Genomic DNA, 17,632 nt, shown 5'->3' on the forward strand with positions numbered 1-17,632 from the left:
GTGGGGCCGTGTGCGCATCGCCAGGAATTGCCATGTCCCGCACCGTCTTCTGCCAGTACCAGCAACGCGACGCCGAAGGGCTCGATTACGTGCCGTATCCCGGCGAGCTCGGCAAGCGCGTGTTCGCGCACATCGGCAAGGCCGGCTGGCAGGCGTGGCTGGCGCACCAGACCATGCTGATCAACGAAAACCGCCTGTCGCCGCGCGACCCCAAGCACCGCGCCTTCCTGGAAGCGGAACTGGAAAAGTTCCTGTTCCAGGGCGGCGCCGACAAGCCCGAAGGCTACGTGGCGCCAGAGCAGGCGCTCTGAGCGGCGCCGCGTCGTGCAGTCACGCGCACACACCGACGCTCAGACACCACCAAGCGCCTGCTTTCGTCGCGCCTCCCCCGATCTCGTAGGAGCGGCTTCAGCCGCGACAGGGCCTTGCCAGGAACGCCTGTCGCGGCTGAAGCCGCTCCTACGCTTGCGCCCTGCGGCTATCAGGCCTTGCCGCACTCCGCGTTGCCGCTGCAGCCAACGCAACAGGTTCCCCGCTGCACCAGCAAGCGACGGCGCGACATCACACTCGCCACACCGCCGCCCACCGCTCGCGAATCCCAAATCCCGATTCCCTAATCCCCGCCTCAGCCACCCGGCGCCTGCTGCGCCCGTTCCTGCACCTTGGCCTCGCGCAGCTCCTTCTCCGAAGTGCGCAGCGCCTTGACGTCGAGCGGGCGGATGCTGTCGATGCGGCACGGCAGGCGGATCGCGGCGGGGCCGCCGCCGAGCACCAGCACGTCGTCGAACTTCGCCGAGACCTGGCTGCCGAAATGGGTGATGGCGATGCTGGGGGCGAAATCCAGGTCCTGGCAGGTGCCGGCGAATTCCAGCAGATAGGCCTGGTTCGGACGCGTCCACACCGCCAGCGCACTGTCGCCGAGCGCGGTCCAGCCACTGAGCCGGTTGAAGTACTGGAAATCGCGCACCGGCGCGCCGGCATGGGCGCGGTACAGGGTCAGGCGCTCGTCGTCGCTGAGCCGGTTGGTGGCGCAGCCGGCCAGCATGGCCGTGGCGACGAGAGAAGACAGCAGCAGGCGTTTCATGGCAGTGCTCCTGATGGTGTGGAGCGCATCATGCGCCTGCCGCCGTGCACGCGAGCGTGGGCGCGGGTGCGGCGTTCAGCGACAAGGCAGCCAACGCACGCGCGACGCGCGTATCGCTCAGCGCGCGGCAGTGCGCGCCGACGCGCAGAAGCGTTGCCGATACTCCAGCGCCTTGGGCATCAGCGCCTGCAGGTTCTGGATGCGGGTGCCCGGATTAGGATGGGTGGAGGCGAATTCCGGCGGCGCCTGGCCGCCGCTGCTGGCGCTCATCCGCTCCCACAGCGGCACCGCTTCGCGCGGGTCGAAACAGGCCGCCGCGGCCAGCATCAGGCCCACTTCGTCGGCCTGGGTTTCGTGGCTGCGCGCGTACGGCAACAGATAGCCGTAGCCCATCGCCGCCATCGCCATCTGCTGCTGTTGCGGATCCAGGCCACCGGCGGCGCCGGCCATCTGCCCGATCTGGGTCAGCTTCTGCTGGGCCATGCGCTGCGCGCCATGCCGCAGCAGCGCGTGCGCGATCTCGTGGCCCATCACCACCGCCATCGCATCGGCGTTCCTGGCCACCGGCAGCAGCCCGGTGTAGACCGCCATCTTGCCGCCGGGCAGGCAGAACGCATTGGCCTGGTCGGACTCGATCACGTTGACGTCCCAGTCGAAGCCGCGCGCGTAATGCTTGGCCTGCATGCCGTGCTCGGCGGCCAGCGCGTCCTCGACCACGTCGACCTTGGCGATCAGCCGCTGCGCGATCGCACGCACCTGCTGCGCCACCTGCGACTGCGGATCGACCGGACGTTCCTGCGCCAGGATCTCCTGATAGGCCTGCAGACCCAGCGCCTTCTCGTCCTCCACATTCAACGAGCGGTCGATCAGCACCTGCTCGCCGGTGTACGGATCCTCGCTGCGGTTGGAGAACCAGTAGAACCCGGCATACACGGCAAAGCCCAGCAGTACCAGCCAGCGCACCCCGCCCAGCGGTCCACGGCGGCCGCCGCCCGGTTGGCCGCCGCCCTGGCGGCCGAAGATCTCGTTCATCCCGTTTCCTCTCCCCGACTGGTGCGCCAATCTAGCGCCGGCACCGGCGCGACGGCGTCAAATGCCGCGCACCAGGCGGAAGCCGACGCGCGCACTGGTACTGTCCGAATCCTGCATCAGCCGCCAGGCCGCGCGCGTTTGCTCCGGCGCATTGGCCCAGTTGCCACCGCGCACGACACGCGAGCGGCAGCCCGGGTTGTACCAGGCCGCGCCGTCGGCCGGCGCGCGGCGGTAGCTGGCATGCCAGCAGTCGGCGACCCACTCGCTGAGGTTGCCGGCCATGTCGTGCAGGCCCCAGGCATTGGCGGAAAAACTGGCCACCGGGGCCGGCCCCCAGAATCCGTCGGTGTAGCCGACGAAGGCGTTGCGCCAGTGCCGGCCGCGGGGCGAGACGTCGCCGCCGCCGGTGAAGTTGCCGCTGCCGCGCGGCGGCGTGCCGGCATTGCCCCAGGGATAGCGGCCGCGGCCGCCGGCGCGCAGGGCGTATTCGAACTCGGCCTCGCTGGGCAGCCGGTAGTGGCGCCCGGTCTGCTGCGACAGCCAGGCCGCGTAAGCTTCGGCGTCGCGCACGCTGACGTGCATCACCGGGCTGTTCGGCGCCGCCCGCGCGCCCTGGTAGTCGGACTGCCAGTCCACGCCGTTGCGGCGCACGAAGTTGCCGCTGCGCTCGTCGTAGACGGTGGAATGGCCGCGCCGGGTGGCGCGCGGACGCGCATTGGTGGCCTCCACGAAGCGGCGGAACTCGGCCACGGTGACCTCGGTGATCGACATGGCGAAACCGCGGTCGAAGCGCACGTAGTGCTGCGGCATTTCCGCCGGCGAGGCCCCGGGTTCGGTCTCGGCCGCACCCATGCGGAAGCCGCCGTGCGGCACCACCATCATCTGCGGGCCGCGCCCGCCGTCGTGCATGCCGTCGGTGAACACCTGACCAGGGCGGAAGCTGCCGTAGTGGGTGGCCAGGTCGATGCGTTCGCGCAGCATCGCCGCCACCGGATCGCCGGGGTCGGCGATGCGCAGCACGTCGCCCAGGCGCTCGCGCGCCGACTTCAATCCGGCCGGCGTGGCCAGATCGCGCAACCCGGCATCGCGCAAGGCGGCGATGCGCGCCACGCGCACCTGCTCCACGCGCGCCCGCGCGTCGCGCACCGTGGCCGCGTCCTCGCGCACGCGCGCCGCACGCGCCAACCAGCTGCCGGCGGCGGCGAAATCCGAGGCCGCTGCGGCCGTCTCGGCGCGACGGATCAGCGCGCTCTCCACCGCTGCCACGCCCTGCCGCGCGCGCGCATCGTCCGTATCCAGCAGCAACGCCTCACGGAAATTGGCCAGCGCGCCGTTGCCGTCCTCGCCCAGGCGGCCGCCGCGCAGGTCGTCCTCGCCAGCGCGGTTGTAGGCCAGCACCCGCGACGCAGTCTCCACCTGCTGCTGCAGGCGCCGCACTGCCGGATCGTCGGCGTCCAGCCACAGCGCCACCATGGCGATGCGCGTGGCCTGCTCGAGCGTGCGCTCGGATCGCTCCGGATCGCCCAGCGCCTGCGCGCCGAGCTGCAACAACCGCCGCCGCGCCTTGCGCAGGCCGTCCTGGGCGACGCGATCGTTCGGCGCCAGGCTGCGGATCGCCAGGTACAGCGGAATCGCCGATTGCGCATCCTCGAACAGGCGATCCTCGGCGAGCGCGTGCGCCGCCTGGCGCCGCGCCTGCGGCAGGCCGCTGCGGGTCAAGGTCGGCAACGGCGGCTGCCAGCGCGCCACGGTCTCGGCCGCGTCCTCGCCACCGATGGTCACGCTGGGTGCCTGCACCGGCCTGGCCGGTGTCGACCGCGCCGGCACCGTGGCAGCGGCGGTCGCAGGTGCGTGATCGGCGACCGGCGCCGGCGGCTGCCGCGCGCAGCCGACCAGCACCGCCGCATACATGCTCCAGACCATCACAACGCCGCTGCTGCGCACTTTTCCTCCGAACCATGGTCCTGGCGACGCCGCCCCACCCGGCACGCCGTGCGGCCGGCGGAGCGACGTTAGGCTATTCTCGCCTGCCTGAGCAAACCCTGCAGTCAACGGAAATCACGTGCCTTATTGGATCAAGCAACCCGCCGAGCTGAGCGAACGGCTGGCGCAGCGGCCGACCCGCATCGGCCTGGATACCGAATTCGTCCGCGAACGGACCTACTGGCCGCAACTGGCGCTGGTGCAGATGGCGGTGGGCGATGAAATCCTGCTGATCGACCCGCTGATCCCGGGCATGCCGCAGGCGCTGGCGCCGTGGCTGAGCGATCCGGGCATCCTCAAGATCATGCACAGCGCCAGCGAAGACCTGGTCGCCTTCAAGTGCGCCTGCGGCACCCTGCCGCGGCCGCTGTTCGACACCCAGATCGCCGCCGGCCTGGCCGGGCTCGGCGCCGGCATGGGCTACCAGAAGCTGGTGCTGGAGATCACCGGCGTGCACCTGGCCAAGGGCGAGACCCGCTCGGACTGGCTGCGCCGCCCGCTGTCGCCGGCGCAGTTGGAATACGCCGCCGACGACGTGCGCCATCTGTTCGCGCTGCACGACGATCTGCAGGCGCGGTTGCAGACCCTGGAGCGCGTCGACTGGCTGCACGAGGACGGCGAGCGCCTGCTCGGCACCGTCGAGCACGACGACGGCGAGCGCTGGCCGCACATGGGCATGCGCTCGGCACAGTTCATGGACCGCCCCGCGCAACTGCGCCTGCTGCGCCTGTTGCGCTGGCGCGACGCCCAGGCCCGGCACAGCGACAAACCGCGCAGCTGGATCCTGGACAACGAACTGGCCGCCACCCTGGCGCGCTTCCCGCCGCAGGACCAACCGGCCATGCTGGCACTGTTCGATAAACACCCCAAAGCGCCGCGCAAGCTCAGCGATGCGGTGTGGCAGGCGCTGACCACCCCACTGGCCGACGAAGCCGACGCGCCGCAGGCGCTGGCCGCCAGCGACGACAACAAGGCCGCGCTGAAACGGCTGCAGGACGCGGTGGCCGCACGCAGCGCCGAACTCGGCCTGCCCGATGGCCTGCTGGCCTCGCGCAAGCACCTGGAAGCCCTGCTGGAAAGCGCGCAATGGCCGACGCCGCTGGCGGGCTGGCGTCGGCGCGAACTGGAGCAGCGGCTGCAGCCGTTGCTCGCCAGCGCGCGCTGAGCGGGCCCGGCCCGGCCGATCGCGCCGCCTCATACTCGCAGCGCGATCGAGTAAACGGTCGGGTATAAAAAAGGCCAGGAATTCCTGGCCTTTTTTCGTTCGCTCAGTACTTGAAGAGCGGGAACTTCAGATCCGGATGGCGCGCCTTCCATTCGTTGTAGGCGGCGGTGCCTTCCCAGGCGGCGAACGCCTTCGGCGTGCGACCGCGGCCGGACCAGGTTTCGCCGGTGTGCGGCAACTGGTACTTCGGCTTGACCTCGCTGCGGCCGCCGGCGGACTTGCTGCTGGCCGGCTTGGGCGCCGCGCTGGTCACGTAGGCGGCGATCTCGTTGCGCTGCTTGGCGCTGAAGAACTCGGCGAACTGCTCCAGCAGCGACAGCACGTTGGCATGCGCCGCATTGGTTTCGCCCTCGCGCGCCTGCCGCTCCTGCTCCTCCAGCTTGCGCATTTCTTCCTGCAGCTTGGCCTTGGCTTCGGCGATCTGTTGCAAGTTGCGAACTTCCGTCATGTGTAAAAGACCTGTCTTGAGTCAAAGGTGTGAAGCGGACGGTATATTTCGTCCGGAACGAAATCACTGCGGGGGGATTTCGGCCGTCGAGTATATCGACTCCATGCGAGCGCTGTAGACAAAAGGCGAGCACGTTTCCCGGCCCGGCCGGCCCCCTGCCCCAGCGCCGCCGATGTTGCACTGCCCCCTTGGCACGCGGCCCCGTGCCCTTTACACTACGCGTCTGATGTGGGGCGGTAGCTCAGCTGGGAGAGCGTCGCGTTCGCAATGCGAAGGTCGAGGGTTCGATCCCCTTCCGCTCCACCATCTTGCCGTCTTCGACGGTGCAAACGAGGTCAGACAGCCACCAGGCTCTCTGGCCTTTTTTGTTGGCCGATCCTGCGCCCGGCCGCGTTCGATCGCGTGGGGTGCGCCATCCGCTGGCGCGCTGTGCAGTCCTTGGCCGTCGCCCTGACGGAACGGGTAGCGAATGCACTCCGTTCCCGCCGCCGCATCGCTCAGTCGTGGTCGTCCTGCGCGGCCTCGCCCTGGCCGGAGCGCGGGCCGCGCTCGTGCGCCTCGCGCAGCTTCTGGTCTTCCAGGCCGGGCCGCTGCTTGGCGGTGTCGTCCTGGGCACGGTCCTGCCGGCCCTCGTGGATGCCCTGCTGCTTGCCCGACTGGGTGGTCTCGTCTTTTGCCATGGTCTGCACCTCGCTGGGGCGGATGCCCGTTTGTCGCCACCCTAGCGAGGCCGCCGTGATGCAAGGATCACGGCGTGTCGTGCGTCACGCCGCCAGCGCCGGCGCGCCGGCCTCGGCGATGTCGTCGCTGCGCAGCAGCCGCGCGCGGTCGAGCAGGATCACCAGCCGATCCTCGAGCTTGCCCATGCCCTGCAACAGATCCCGGCGGATGTCGCTGCCGAAGGCCGGCGGTGCCTCGATCTGCTGTGGTGGCAGTTCCAGCACCTCGTTGACCGCATCCACCAGCAGGCCGAAGGACTGCGTGCCGCCGCCCTCGTCGGTGGCGGCAGTGGCGATGACGATGCAGCTGCGCCGGGTGACCTCACTGGGCCCGCGGCCGAGCCGCGACTGCAGATCCACCACCGGCACCACCGCGCCACGCAGGTTGATCACCCCGCGCACGCAGGCCGGCATGGTCGGCACCGGGGTCGGCGTGCGGTACTCGATGATCTCGTGAATGCCGGCGATGTTGAGCCCGAACAGTTCGCGATCCAGCTGGAAGGTCAGGAACTGGCAGCCACTCTGCGGCGCGTCCCCGGCCGCGGTCTCGTAGCGATCGTTGTGCATGATCTTCCCCTTCAGAAGTTGACGAACTGGCCTTCGTCCGGCGCATCCGCCAGCGCGTAGGCCGGCACCTGGCGCGCACGCGGGCGCAAGGCCTTGCCGGCGTTGCGCAGCGGGCGCGTGGCCGCCGCCCTGGGCGCCACCGGCGCAGCACGGCGTGGCGCGGCCAGATCCTGTTCGCGGTTGAGGCGGAAGAAGCCCATCGCCTGCTGCAGCGATTCGGCCTGGGTGCTCATCTGCTCGGCGGTCGCCGCCAGCTGCTCGGAGGCCGCCGCGTTCTGCTGCGTGGCCTGGCTGAGCTGGGCCACTGCCAGGTTGATCTGGGTGACGCCGGAGGACTGCTCCTGCGAGGCCGAAGCGATCTCCTGCACCAGATCCGAGGTTTTCTTGATGCTCGGCACGATGGTACCGAGCAGGTTGCCGGCGCGATCGGCCAGGCCCACGCTGCTGGCGGCGACTTCGCCGATCTCCTGTGCCGCCACCTGGCTGCGCTCGGCCAGCTTGCGCACTTCCGCCGCCACCACCGCGAAGCCCTTGCCGTGCTCGCCCGCGCGCGCGGCTTCGATCGCCGCGTTCAGCGCCAGCAGGTTGGTCTGGTAGGCGATGTCGTCGATGATGCCGATCTTCTGTGCGATCTGCTTCATCGCATGGGTCGAGGCCAGCACCGCTTCGCCGCCCTCCACCGCCTCCTTGGCCGCCTGCGCCGACATGCCCTCGGTGACCTTGGCGTTGTCGGTGTTCTGCGCGATGGACGCGGTCATCTGTTCCAGCGAGGCGCTGGTCTCCTCGACGCCGGAGGCCTGCTCGGTGGCGGCCTGGCTCAGCGATTGCGCGGTGGCGCTGACTTCTTCCGAGGAGCCGGCCAGCGATTGCGCGCTGGCGTTGACCTCGCCCACCACCTCCGCCAGCCGCTCGACCATCGCCTGCAGCGCCACCATCGCGCTGGTGCTGTCGTTGGGCCGGGTCGGCACCTGCACGGTGAGATCGCCACGCGCGATCCGCGAGGCCACTTCCATCACCGTGCTCGGCTCGCCGCCGAGTTCGCTCATCAGCGAGCGCGCGATCAGGAAGCCGATCAGCGACGCGCACAGCGCCGCAACCAGGCTGCCGACGATCAGGGTGAGGTTGGTGCGCTGCTGCAGTTGCTCGGCCTCGGCGGCACGCACGGCCAGCAGTTCGCTCTCGGCGCGGCGCACTTCGGCCATGCGGTCGCGCATCGCGTCCATGTAGGCCTTGCCCTTGGAGGCACGCACCGATGCGGCCAGCGCCTCCATCGTCGCCTGGCCGTCGTTGACGTTCTTGCGCAGCGCGATCTGCGGATGCACCGCCTGGCTGAGCCATTGCGCCTGGGTCTGCTTCAGCGCGTTCAGGCGCTCCTGCTGCTTGGGATTGTCGGCGGTCAGCTCCTGCGCCGTGCGCAGGTGGCTGTCGAAGCTGGCGACGCCGTCGCGGTAGGGCTGCAGGAACGCGTCCTCGCCGGTCAGCGAGAAGCCGCGCGTGCCGGTCTCGATGTTGATCAGGCTGCTGAGCGCGGCATCGACTTCGGCGATCACCTTGTAGGTGTGGGTGTTCCAGTAGTTGGCCTGCGACAACGCGGACACGTTGAAGTAGGCGACGCCGGCCAACGCCAGCAGGATGCACAGGACCACGGCGAAGCCACCGTAGAGTTTGGTTGCGATCTTGAGATTCTTCAGCACGGCACTCTCCCGACATGGGGCAGTTGTGACAACGACAGCGACACGGAACTGGCGGCGCGACCGGCGCCGCCAGGGAATGGATCAGGCGCGGCCCAGCAGCGCGTCGCTGCGGTCGCGATTGCCTGCGCCGGGACGGCGCGCGGCGTTGGACGGCGCACGCGTCGCCCAGCGCGAGCCGGCGGCACGCAGCGACAGCGCCGCCTCGCCCTCATCCGGCATCTGCGCGGCGCGGCGCGTGGCGGCGGACAACTGGAAGAAGGCCATGCTGTCCTGCAACTGCACGGCCTGCGTGCTCATCGATTCGGCGGTGGCCGCCAGCTCTTCGGAGGCGGTCGCGTTCTGCTGGGTGATCTGGCTCAGTTGCACCACCGCCGCATTGATCTGGGTGACGCCGGACGACTGTTCCTGCGAGGCGGCGGCGATTTCCTGCACCAGGTCCGAGGTCTTCTTGATGCTGGGCACGATGGTTTCCAGCAGCTGACCGGCGCGTTCGGCCAGTTCCACGCTGGAGCCGGCGACCTCGCCGATCTCCTGCGCGGCCACCTGACTGCGCTCGGCCAGCTTGCGCACTTCCGCCGCCACGACAGCAAAGCCCTTGCCGTGCTCGCCGGCACGCGCGGCCTCGATCGCCGCGTTCAAGGCCAGCAGGTTGGTCTGGTAGGCGATGTCGTCGATGATGCCGATCTTGTGTGCGATCTGCTTCATCGCCGCCACCGTGGCCACCACGGCCTCGCCGCCTTCCAGGGTCTCGCGGGCCGCCTGCGCGGCCATGCCGTCGGTGATCTTGGCGTTGTCGGTGTTCTGCGCGATCGAGGCGGTCATCTGCTCCAGCGAGGCGCTGGTCTCCTCCACGCCGGCGGCCTGCTCGGTCGAGGCCTGGCTCAACGACTGCGCAGTGGCGCTGACTTCCTCCGACGCGCCGGCCAGGCTCTGCGCACTGGCATTGACCTCGCCGACCACCTGCTGCAGCTTGGCGACCATGCGCTGCATCGCCTGGAGCAACTGTGCGGTCTCGTCGCGGCCACGCACGTCGATCGACATGCTCAGATCGCCCTCGGACAGCGCATTGGCCACGTTGACCGCCTTGCCGATCGGCCGGGTCACGCTGCGGCTGATGAACACGCCCAGGCCCACGCCGAGCAGCACGCCGCCGATCACGATGGCCAGCATGGTGCGGGTGCTGCTGGCGTAGATCGCGTCGGTGGCATCGTTGGCCAGCGCGGCATTGGTCTCCTTGGTTTCGCTCAGCTCCGACATCAGCGCATCCAGTTCGTCGGAACTGCTGCGCACGCCCTTCGACAGTTCCGCCAGCTGCGCATTGCCTTCCGGCAGCGGCTCGCGCATCACCGAGTCGACGAACTGGCCGCGCCGCTCCAGATAGGTCTTCCACACCTGGTCGAAGCGGGCCAGCTTGGCCAGCGTGTCCGGGTCGTCGAACGAGGTCCTGGCCTTGTCCATGTGCTCGACCACCTTGGCGGTGTACTTGTCGAGGCTGGCCACATGCTTGGCGCGATCTTCCGCCGTGCTGGCCAACTGCAGGTTGGCGCGCGCACGGCCGGCGTTGATCAGATTGATGTTGGCCTCTTTCAGGTGCGACAGGCCGAGCAACTCGCGCTCGTACAGCGCCGTGGCGTAGTCATTGATCCGGCCCGAGTTGCGGATGCCGACCCAGCCGATGCATGCGCCGATCGCCGCCACGATCAGGAATGCCGCCGTCAGCCTGACCCCGATTTTCATATTGCCCAACATGGTGTACCCCGATTCTGTGTGTGTCCGGTTGCGCCAGGCAGCGCCTCCGGCCGTCTTCCGCAGTGCCTCGCGGAGTGGACACATTCGCTCCGTTGCGAGCGAGAACGCTGCGCCGCAACGTCTGTGCGTGAGGGCTATCGGCGCCATTGACGGCGCCTTTAAATCGCTTGAAAACTGCAGAATCCTGCATATCGCGCGCATTGCCTCGGCGCTGCATGAATGCGCAACAGGCGTTGCACTGCAGCACTTGGCGCGTGTGAAGACGCTTTATCGGCGCTTGTGGCGCGGATGCCGCAGTTGTTCTGCAATGGCAGATGCGCGCGGTTTTGCATCGAAAGCGAAGTGGGATGCCAACCCCTTTAATTTGTAGACAGAACGTGAAAGCAGCGCCGATATACCCGCCGGTGCCATGCGCGAGCGCGTGCATGGCCCCGTGCCTTCACACCATCGAAAGCGCCGCGACCGTTCGCCGTTCCGCCGCAGTGCCGCCGCGCAACAGTCGCTGCGCACGCGCGAGCTCCTCGGCATTCATGTCCTGCAGCGGCTCGAAGCGCTCGCCGACCCAGCTCGCCATCGGCACGCCATCCCGATACAGCACGCGCGCGCCTGCCACCCGCGGCACGCGCGTGCCGGGCAGCACGCTGCCGAGCAGATTGGCCGGGTCGGCGGCGGCCACGCACACCCAACTGCCGTCGCCGGGCTGGCGGCGCAGTTGCCGCAGCAGGCCGATCGCCTCCGGCAAGGCGAACTGTTCGCCGGACAGGCCGTCGATGAAGCGCCCGCCGCGGATCTCGCCGCGCGCCTCCAGGCGCTGGTAGACCCGCAGCAACTCGCGCCACGGTGGCAACCACGCCGCCTCGCGCTCGAGCAGGCGCCAGCAGACCACGCCGTAGCGGCGCAGCAGGGTCCGCGCGACGTGCTCGACCGCCTCGCTGCGCGCGGTGGGGTCGTCGGCCTCGGCGCCGGCCCGCAACAGCGTCCAGCGCCCGGCGTCCTGGATGCCGCCGTACAACGCCATGCGCGGCCGTCGCCGCGACAGCGCCGACGGTCGCTTCGATGGCGGCACCAGCAGTGCGCGCAGGCCGGCGTAGCTGTCGCAATGGACCCGGCCAGCGGCGACCAGCTCGGCCAGCGCCGTCTCCAGTTCGGTGGACAGCAGCCGGGTGGCCTCGGCGATCTCATCGAAGAACGAAGCGCCGTGCGTGGCGAGATGGTCGGCGACCTTGCGCGCGCGCGAGCCCAGCGCATCGGCTTCCGGAGGCGGCGACAGCCGCGACCACTGTCCGGCGTTGCGCCGCGGCAGCAGCAGGATCGGCGTACTGCGCAACGTCGGCGCGGCGCCACCGGCGCCGGGGCGCAGCCGCGTCCACAGCGTGCGTCCGGCGCTGCAGGCATCGTCCAGCCAGGCCGGGCGGTAGTCGCGTACACGTGCCGGCAACAGCTCCGCCTCCCACAACGGCGCCGCGGCCTCGACACCTTCCAGTTGCGCCAGTACCCCGGCCAGCGCCTCGGCGCCCTCCACCTGGCCCTGCGCATCCAGGTGCTGCCAACGGAACAGGAAGCGGGCGTAGTCGCGCGGCGCCACTGGCTCGATCTCGCGACGCAGGCGGCCGAGGGTGTAGCGGTGGATGCGCGCCAGCAGGTGCCGCTCGCACCATTCCTCGGCATCGGCGTCGGTGCTGAACCGCCCGCCGAGCACATAGCCGTCCTGCTGCAGCGCCAGCAACCCGGCTTGCACCTCGCGCAGCGGCAGGTGCAGCGGCGCTGCCAGCGCCTCGGCGGTGACCGGGCCCAGGCCGGCCAAGCGCCAGCGCAGCAACTCGCGCAACGCGCTGTCGCGCTCCCAGTCGGCCACCGCGTAGCCGTCGGGCACGGCGATCACCGGCTGCGCGCTGGCCTGCGGGTACAGCGGCGCCACCGCTGCCAGCGCTTCGGCCGTTACCCACAGCGCTGCGGCGGCGCCGTCGACGCCATGCAGGCAGGTGGCGCGCGCATCGGCGGCCAGTTCGCCCAACCACTGTCGCCACTGCGGCTGCGCGGCGGCCTCGTCCGTGCTCAGCACGCCGAGCGTGAGCAGCGCCTCGTGCATCTCGTCGCGGCTGCGCGGCTGCGGCCAGGCCTCCTCGCGCACGGCGGCGATCGCCTGCGGATCCAACTGGCCCAGATCGTCGGCGCTGTCCGGATCCTGGTAGCGGCGGCTATTCACCGCCTGGGTCCGCCGCTCCTCCAGCGGGGCGTCGTCGAGAAAGGCATAGGGCCGCGCGTCCAGCGCCTCGGCCGCCAGCGGCGAGGGCGCTGTCAGTTCGCGCGCCAGCACGCGCACCTCGCCAGCCTCGATGCCGCGCAGCAGTTGCAGCCAACCTGCGCTGTCCATCGCCTCGTCCAGGCAGTCGCGCAAGGTCTGCGCCACCAGCGGATGCTCGGGAATCTCGCGCTCGCCGACCAGGTTCTCCGCGCAGGCCACCTGGTCGGGGAACACCGTGGCCAGCAGATCCTCGGACTTCATCCGCTGCAGTTGCGGCGCGACCTTGCGGCCGCCGGTGAAGCGCGGCAATGCCAGCGCATTGGTGGCGTTCCAGCGCCAGCGCACGCCGAACAGCGGCGCGTCCAGCAGTGCCTGCACCAGCACGTCCAGCGCCGAGGCGGCGCGCAGGTAACGCGCCACCTCGTCCAGGGCGAAGCTGTGCCGGGTCGACAGCGACAGTACGATCGCATCCTCGGTCGCGGCAGCCTGCAGTTCGAAATTGAAGGTGCGGCAGAAGCGCTTGCGCAGGGCCAGGCCCCAGGCGCGGTTGATGCGGCTGCCGTAGACGCTGTGGATCACCAGCTGGGTACCGCCGGTGGCGTCGAAGAAGCGCTCCAGCACGATGCACTGCTGGGTCGGCAAGGCGCCCAGCGCCGCATGCGCGCGGCCCAGGTAATCGACGATCTGCTGCGCGGCGGCGGCATCCAGCGCCAGTGGTCCGCACAGCCACTGCAACGCCTGCGCCGCCCCGCCCTGCTCCAACGCCTGTTGGACTTCGGCACGCAGCCGCGACACGCCCAGCGACAAGGCGTCGCTGCGCCCGGGCGCTTCGCCGATCCAGAACGGGATGTTGGGCGGCGCACCGCGCGCGTCCTCCACCCGCACCCGCCCCGCTTCCACGCGCAGGATGCGGTAGCTGGCGTTGCCGAGCTGGAACACGTCGCCGCCCAGGCTTTCCACCGCGAAATCCTCGTTGACCGTGCCGATGGTCTGCGCCTGCGGCTCCAGCACCACGCTGTAGTCGCCGGTCTCGGGGATGGTGCCGCCGGAGGTGAGCGCCGCCATCCGCGCGCCGCGGCGCTGGCGCACGCGGCGATGTACCGCATCGCGATGCAGGTAGCCGGCGCGCGGCCCCAGCCGCGTGCTGAACCCTTCGCTGAGCATGCGCAGCACCGCGTCGAACTGCGCGCGCGGCAATCCCGCATACGGCCAGGCGCCACGCACCAGCGCGTACAGCGCGTCCTCCTCCCACTCCTGACAGGCCACCTCGGCGACGAGCTGCTGGGCGAGCACGTCCAGCGGCGCATCGAGCATGCGCAGCGCATCCAGTTCGCCGCGGCGCACGCAATCCAGCAGGGCCGCGCACTCGACCAGGTCGTCGCGCGATTGCGGAAACAGCCGCGCCTTCGGCGTGCCGCCCACCGCATGCCCGGAACGGCCGGCCCGCTGCAGGAACGCGGCGATCGAACGCGGCGAGCCGAGCTGGCAGACCAGGTCGACGTCGCCGATGTCCAGGCCCAGTTCCAGCGACGCGGTGGCCACCAGCACCTGCAGTTCGCCGGCCTTGAGCCGGCGCTCGGCGAGCAGCCGGGTCTCGCGCGCCAGGCTGCCGTGATGCGCCGCCACCGCTTGCGTGCCGAGCAGCTCGCCGAGATGCCGCGCGGTGCGCTCGGCCATGCGCCGGGTGTTGACGAACACCAGGGTGGTGCGGTGCGCGCGCACCAGCTCGGCCAGGCGCGTATAGGCCTGCTGCCATTGGTCGGCGGACATGGTCACGCTGAGCGGCGTCGGCGGCACCTCCAGCGCCAGGTCGCGGGCACGTGCATAGCCGATGTCGACGATGGCGCAATCCGCCTCGCCGTCGTGCACCGCCGCGCTGCCGACCAGGAAGCGCGCGACCGCATCGATCGGCTTCTGCGTCGCCGACAGGCCGATGCGCAGCGGCGGTACCTCGCACAGATGCTGCAGGCGCTGCAGCGACAGCGCCAGATGGCTGCCGCGCTTGTTCGCCGCCAGCGCATGGATCTCGTCGACGATCACCGTACGCACATGGCGCAGCGTCTCGCGTCCGGACACCGACCCCAGCAGCACGTACAACGACTCGGGGGTGGTCACCAGCACGTGCGGCGGGCGCCGCCGCGCCTGCGCGCGCTCGCGCTGCGGCGTGTCGCCGGTGCGCACCGCGGTGCGGATCTGCACATCCGGCAGGCCCAGTGCCGCCAGTTCGGCGCGAATGCCCTGCAGCGGCGCCTCGAGATTGAGCTGGATATCGTTTGAAAGCGCTTTCAGTGGAGAGACGTACAGCACCTGGGTGCGGTCCTGCAGGCCATCTTCGCGCAGGCCTTCGCGTACCAGCGCGTCCAGCGCGGCGAGAAATGCAGTGAGGGTCTTGCCGGAGCCGGTCGGTGCGGCGACCAGCGTATGCCGTCCGGCTTGGATCGCCGGCCATGCCGCCGCCTGCGCCGGCGTGGGCGCAGCGAAACGCTGTTCGAACCAGCGGGCAACGGCGGGATGGAAGCGCGTTTGCGCCAACGACATGCGGTCTCCTATAGCGCCGACATGCGGCGCGCCGGCGATGCCACCTGTGCGCATTGTCCACGCGACTGTCTCGCGCCATCGCCTCGGCAATGAAAATGGTGACGTTATCCAGGTAATCAAGCGCATCCACGCGCGAGCGCTTTTTTAGGGATTTTCCCATTAAGCGTTCATCGATCCACATAATGTCTACAACTCGCGCCGCGCAGCGCGGTTATGTTGTCGACGGCATCACGTATCTCGGCCTAGCGTTTGCGAAACACGCACGAGCTTCGTTTCTGGGAACGGAATGCGGCACGGCAACACCAGCGAACAATGGCATCGCCCATCACGCGCGCGGGACGCTCCACACCCCGCGCACGCGATCGCGGCGGCACGCGTTCGGGTCGCCTCCGCCCGTCCCCTTCGATGTCGACCTGCCGTCGCCTCATGGCGTGCGGCAGCGATGGCGGCGGCATCCGCCACCGGGTCCTGCATTGCCGGACTGCGCATGCGTTGCACCTCTCCACCCGCCATCGCCAAGGAGCATCACCAATGGCACAGAGCAGACCGTACCTGACCACCAGTAACGATCTGAGCCAGCGCCGCAACAGCGACGCGCCGCAATCGCTCGGCGTCGCGCCGACCGTCTTCGAAGGCCACGATCCGGCCGCGATCGCACGTGCGCTCAAGCAGTCGGCCGACCTGCACGCACGCCGTCGCACCGGTCCGTATCGCTCGGCCATGTCGATGCTGACCTTCTACATCAATCGCGCCGGCGATCAGTTGTCAGAGCAGCGTCGCCAGATCCTGGAGCAGGCCAAGGACGAGTTGCGCAGCCTGTACGGCAAACCGCGCAAGGGCGACGCCGGCGACAGAGCGTAAGGCGCTCGCGCAGCGTGATGGAGCGATCAGTTCCGCACGCTGCCTACGCCACGCGCATGCCACCCGATTGCCGTCCTCCGACGCATTGCCACATGATGCGGACATGGCCAAGGCATCCGACACTTCGGAGCTCATCCAGCACACCACCGCCGCGACGCAGGACGACGCGGCGCTGCTGTCGCGCATCATCCTGGCGCAGGGCGAGATCGCCGCGGCCGGCGGCGATCCGCTGCAAGTGGTGGACGTGGTCACCCGCCGCGCACAGGAGCTGACCCGCTCCAACGGCGCGGTGGTGGAGATGTGCGACGGCACGGACATGCTGTACTGGTCGGCCAGTGGCGTCGCCGAGCGCCATCTCGGCCTGCGCCTGCCCAGCAGCGGCAGCCTGTCGGGGCTGTGCATGCGGACGGGACAGGTCCTGCGTTGCGACGATTCGGAAATCGATCCGCGGGTCGACCGCGACGCCTGCCGCCGCATCGGCCTGCGCTCGATGCTGGTGGTGCCGCTGCGCTACGGCGACCGCAGCATCGGCGTGCTCAAGGTGCTGGCGCCGCAACCCGACGCCTACAGCGCGCAGGACGTGCGCACGCTGGAACTGCTGGCGACCCTGGTCGGGGCGACGCTGGCGCTGGCGATGGACCGCGCCGCGCTGCAGACCGACGTCGCGCGCCGCCAGGACGTGGAGAAACACGCGTTCCGCGAGAAGGCCGCGATCGCCACCCGCATCCGCGAGACCATCGCCGATGCGCGCCTGCAGATCGTGACCCAGCCGGTGCTGGCGCTGGCATCGCAGCGCATCGTCGGCGTGGAGGCGCTGTCGCGCTTTCCGGCCAATCCGGCATTGCCGCCGCTGCGCTGGTTCGACGACGCGAGCCGGGTCGGGCTGGCACTGGAGCTGGAACTGGCCGCCGCGCGCAAGGCACTGGAACTGCTGGCGCAATTGCCGGCGCCGCTGTACCTGGCGATCAACGTGTCCGCGCCGACGCTGCTGCATCCGCAACTGCAGGCGCTGCTGCACGGCCACGATCTGTCGCGGATCGTGCTGGAGATCACCGAGCAATTGCAGGCGCCCGACTATCCGCGCCTGTCCGAGCACATCGGCCTGCTGCAGCGGCAGGGCCTGCGCATCGCCCTGGACGATGCCGGCACCGGCTTCGCCAGCCTGCGCCACCTGCTGCACCTGGCGCCGGACATCATCAAGCTGGACCTGACCCTGACCCGTGGCATCGACGCCGAACCGCGCCGGCAGCGGCTGGCGATGGCGATCCTGTCCTTCGCCGCGGAAACCAATGCCGACGTGGTGGTCGAAGGCATCGAGACCGAGAGCGAACTGGCGACGCTGCAGGCGCTGGGCGCGCGTTACGGCCAGGGCTACCAGCTCGCCCACCCCGGGCCGCTGTCGGCGCATCTGGCACGCTATCCGGCGATCAGCGACGGCGTCGGCTGAGTGCGTCCACCGCGGGCGCGGCACTGGTCCCTGTTCGGCA

General features: G+C 69.9%; 13 protein-coding genes and 1 tRNA gene. 5 read left to right on the top strand and 9 right to left on the bottom strand.

Features of this window, described 5'->3' with window-relative positions; translation table 11 throughout:
• Nucleotides 1-32 precede the first annotated feature (32 nt).
• Nucleotides 33-311, top strand: coding sequence for an oxidative damage protection protein (locus ACP93_RS03855; RefSeq protein ID WP_048489463.1), 279 nt, complete (start codon nt 33-35; stop codon nt 309-311).
• Nucleotides 312-625: 314 nt separating this feature from the next.
• Here ACP93_RS03855 and ACP93_RS03860 read toward each other — a convergent pair whose 3' ends face one another.
• The 3 genes from ACP93_RS03860 to ACP93_RS03870 all read right to left on the bottom strand — a co-directional run bounded on the left by ACP93_RS03860 (nt 626) and on the right by ACP93_RS03870 (nt 4,039).
• Nucleotides 626-1,084, bottom strand: coding sequence for a DUF6491 family protein (locus ACP93_RS03860; protein WP_048489464.1), 459 nt, complete (start codon nt 1,082-1,084; stop codon nt 626-628).
• Between the two features lie 117 nt (nt 1,085-1,201).
• The gene (locus tag ACP93_RS03865) at nt 1,202-2,116 is read right to left on the bottom strand and encodes a M48 family metallopeptidase (RefSeq protein ID WP_048489465.1); all 915 of its coding nucleotides are present in this window, start codon (nt 2,114-2,116) and stop codon (nt 1,202-1,204) included.
• 57 nt (nt 2,117-2,173) lie between these two features.
• A complete protein-coding gene (locus ACP93_RS03870; protein ID WP_048489466.1) occupies nt 2,174-4,039 on the bottom strand; it encodes a formylglycine-generating enzyme family protein in 1,866 nt (621 codons plus the stop codon).
• A 139-nt stretch (nt 4,040-4,178) separates the two neighbouring features.
• Here ACP93_RS03870 and rnd point away from each other — a divergent pair, with 139 nt between their 5' ends.
• Nucleotides 4,179-5,264 carry a ribonuclease D gene (rnd, locus tag ACP93_RS03875; protein WP_048489467.1) on the top strand — a complete coding sequence of 362 codons (1,086 nt, stop codon included), beginning with the start codon at nt 4,179-4,181 and terminating at the stop codon, nt 5,262-5,264.
• Nucleotides 5,265-5,367: 103 nt separating this feature from the next.
• Here rnd and ACP93_RS03880 read toward each other — a convergent pair whose 3' ends face one another.
• Nucleotides 5,368-5,772: an H-NS histone family protein gene (locus ACP93_RS03880; RefSeq protein WP_010344215.1), complete on the bottom strand. Its 405-nt coding sequence runs from the start codon at nt 5,770-5,772 to the stop codon at nt 5,368-5,370.
• Between the two features lie 230 nt (nt 5,773-6,002).
• Between ACP93_RS03880 and ACP93_RS03885 the strand changes: the two genes are divergently transcribed.
• Nucleotides 6,003-6,078: transfer RNA gene (locus ACP93_RS03885), tRNA-Ala, on the top strand.
• A gap of 191 nt (nt 6,079-6,269) precedes the next feature.
• Here ACP93_RS03885 and ACP93_RS03890 read toward each other — a convergent pair.
• From ACP93_RS03890 to ACP93_RS03910, 5 genes are all read right to left on the bottom strand, one after another.
• Complete coding sequence (locus tag ACP93_RS03890; protein WP_048489468.1) at nt 6,270-6,452, bottom strand: hypothetical protein; 183 nt, start codon at nt 6,450-6,452, stop codon at nt 6,270-6,272.
• An 84-nt stretch (nt 6,453-6,536) separates the two neighbouring features.
• Complete coding sequence (locus ACP93_RS03895) at nt 6,537-7,058, bottom strand: chemotaxis protein CheW (protein WP_048489469.1); 522 nt, start codon at nt 7,056-7,058, stop codon at nt 6,537-6,539.
• Nucleotides 7,059-7,069: 11 nt separating this feature from the next.
• Nucleotides 7,070-8,752 (bottom strand): methyl-accepting chemotaxis protein, encoded by a 1,683-nt coding sequence (locus ACP93_RS03900; RefSeq protein WP_048489470.1) that lies wholly within the window; start codon nt 8,750-8,752, stop codon nt 7,070-7,072.
• Nucleotides 8,753-8,833: 81 nt separating this feature from the next.
• On the bottom strand, nt 8,834-10,501 hold the full coding sequence (locus ACP93_RS03905; protein WP_048489471.1) for a methyl-accepting chemotaxis protein: 1,668 nt from the start codon (nt 10,499-10,501) through the stop codon (nt 8,834-8,836).
• A gap of 439 nt (nt 10,502-10,940) precedes the next feature.
• The gene (locus ACP93_RS03910) at nt 10,941-15,284 is read right to left on the bottom strand and encodes a DEAD/DEAH box helicase (protein WP_048489472.1); all 4,344 of its coding nucleotides are present in this window, start codon (nt 15,282-15,284) and stop codon (nt 10,941-10,943) included.
• A gap of 531 nt (nt 15,285-15,815) precedes the next feature.
• On the opposite strand from ACP93_RS03910, the gene ACP93_RS03915 reads away from it, so the two are divergent.
• Both ACP93_RS03915 and ACP93_RS03920 read left to right on the top strand, forming a co-directional pair.
• A complete protein-coding gene (locus tag ACP93_RS03915; protein ID WP_048489473.1) occupies nt 15,816-16,145 on the top strand; it encodes a DUF3175 domain-containing protein in 330 nt (109 codons plus the stop codon).
• Nucleotides 16,146-16,248: 103 nt separating this feature from the next.
• The gene (locus ACP93_RS03920; RefSeq protein WP_048489474.1) at nt 16,249-17,592 is read left to right on the top strand and encodes a sensor domain-containing phosphodiesterase; all 1,344 of its coding nucleotides are present in this window, start codon (nt 16,249-16,251) and stop codon (nt 17,590-17,592) included.
• The last annotated feature ends 40 nt before the right edge of the window (nt 17,593-17,632 follow it).

This window comes from Xanthomonas sp. NCPPB 1128 (assembly GCF_001043115.1).
Taxonomy (GTDB): domain Bacteria; phylum Pseudomonadota; class Gammaproteobacteria; order Xanthomonadales; family Xanthomonadaceae; genus Xanthomonas_A.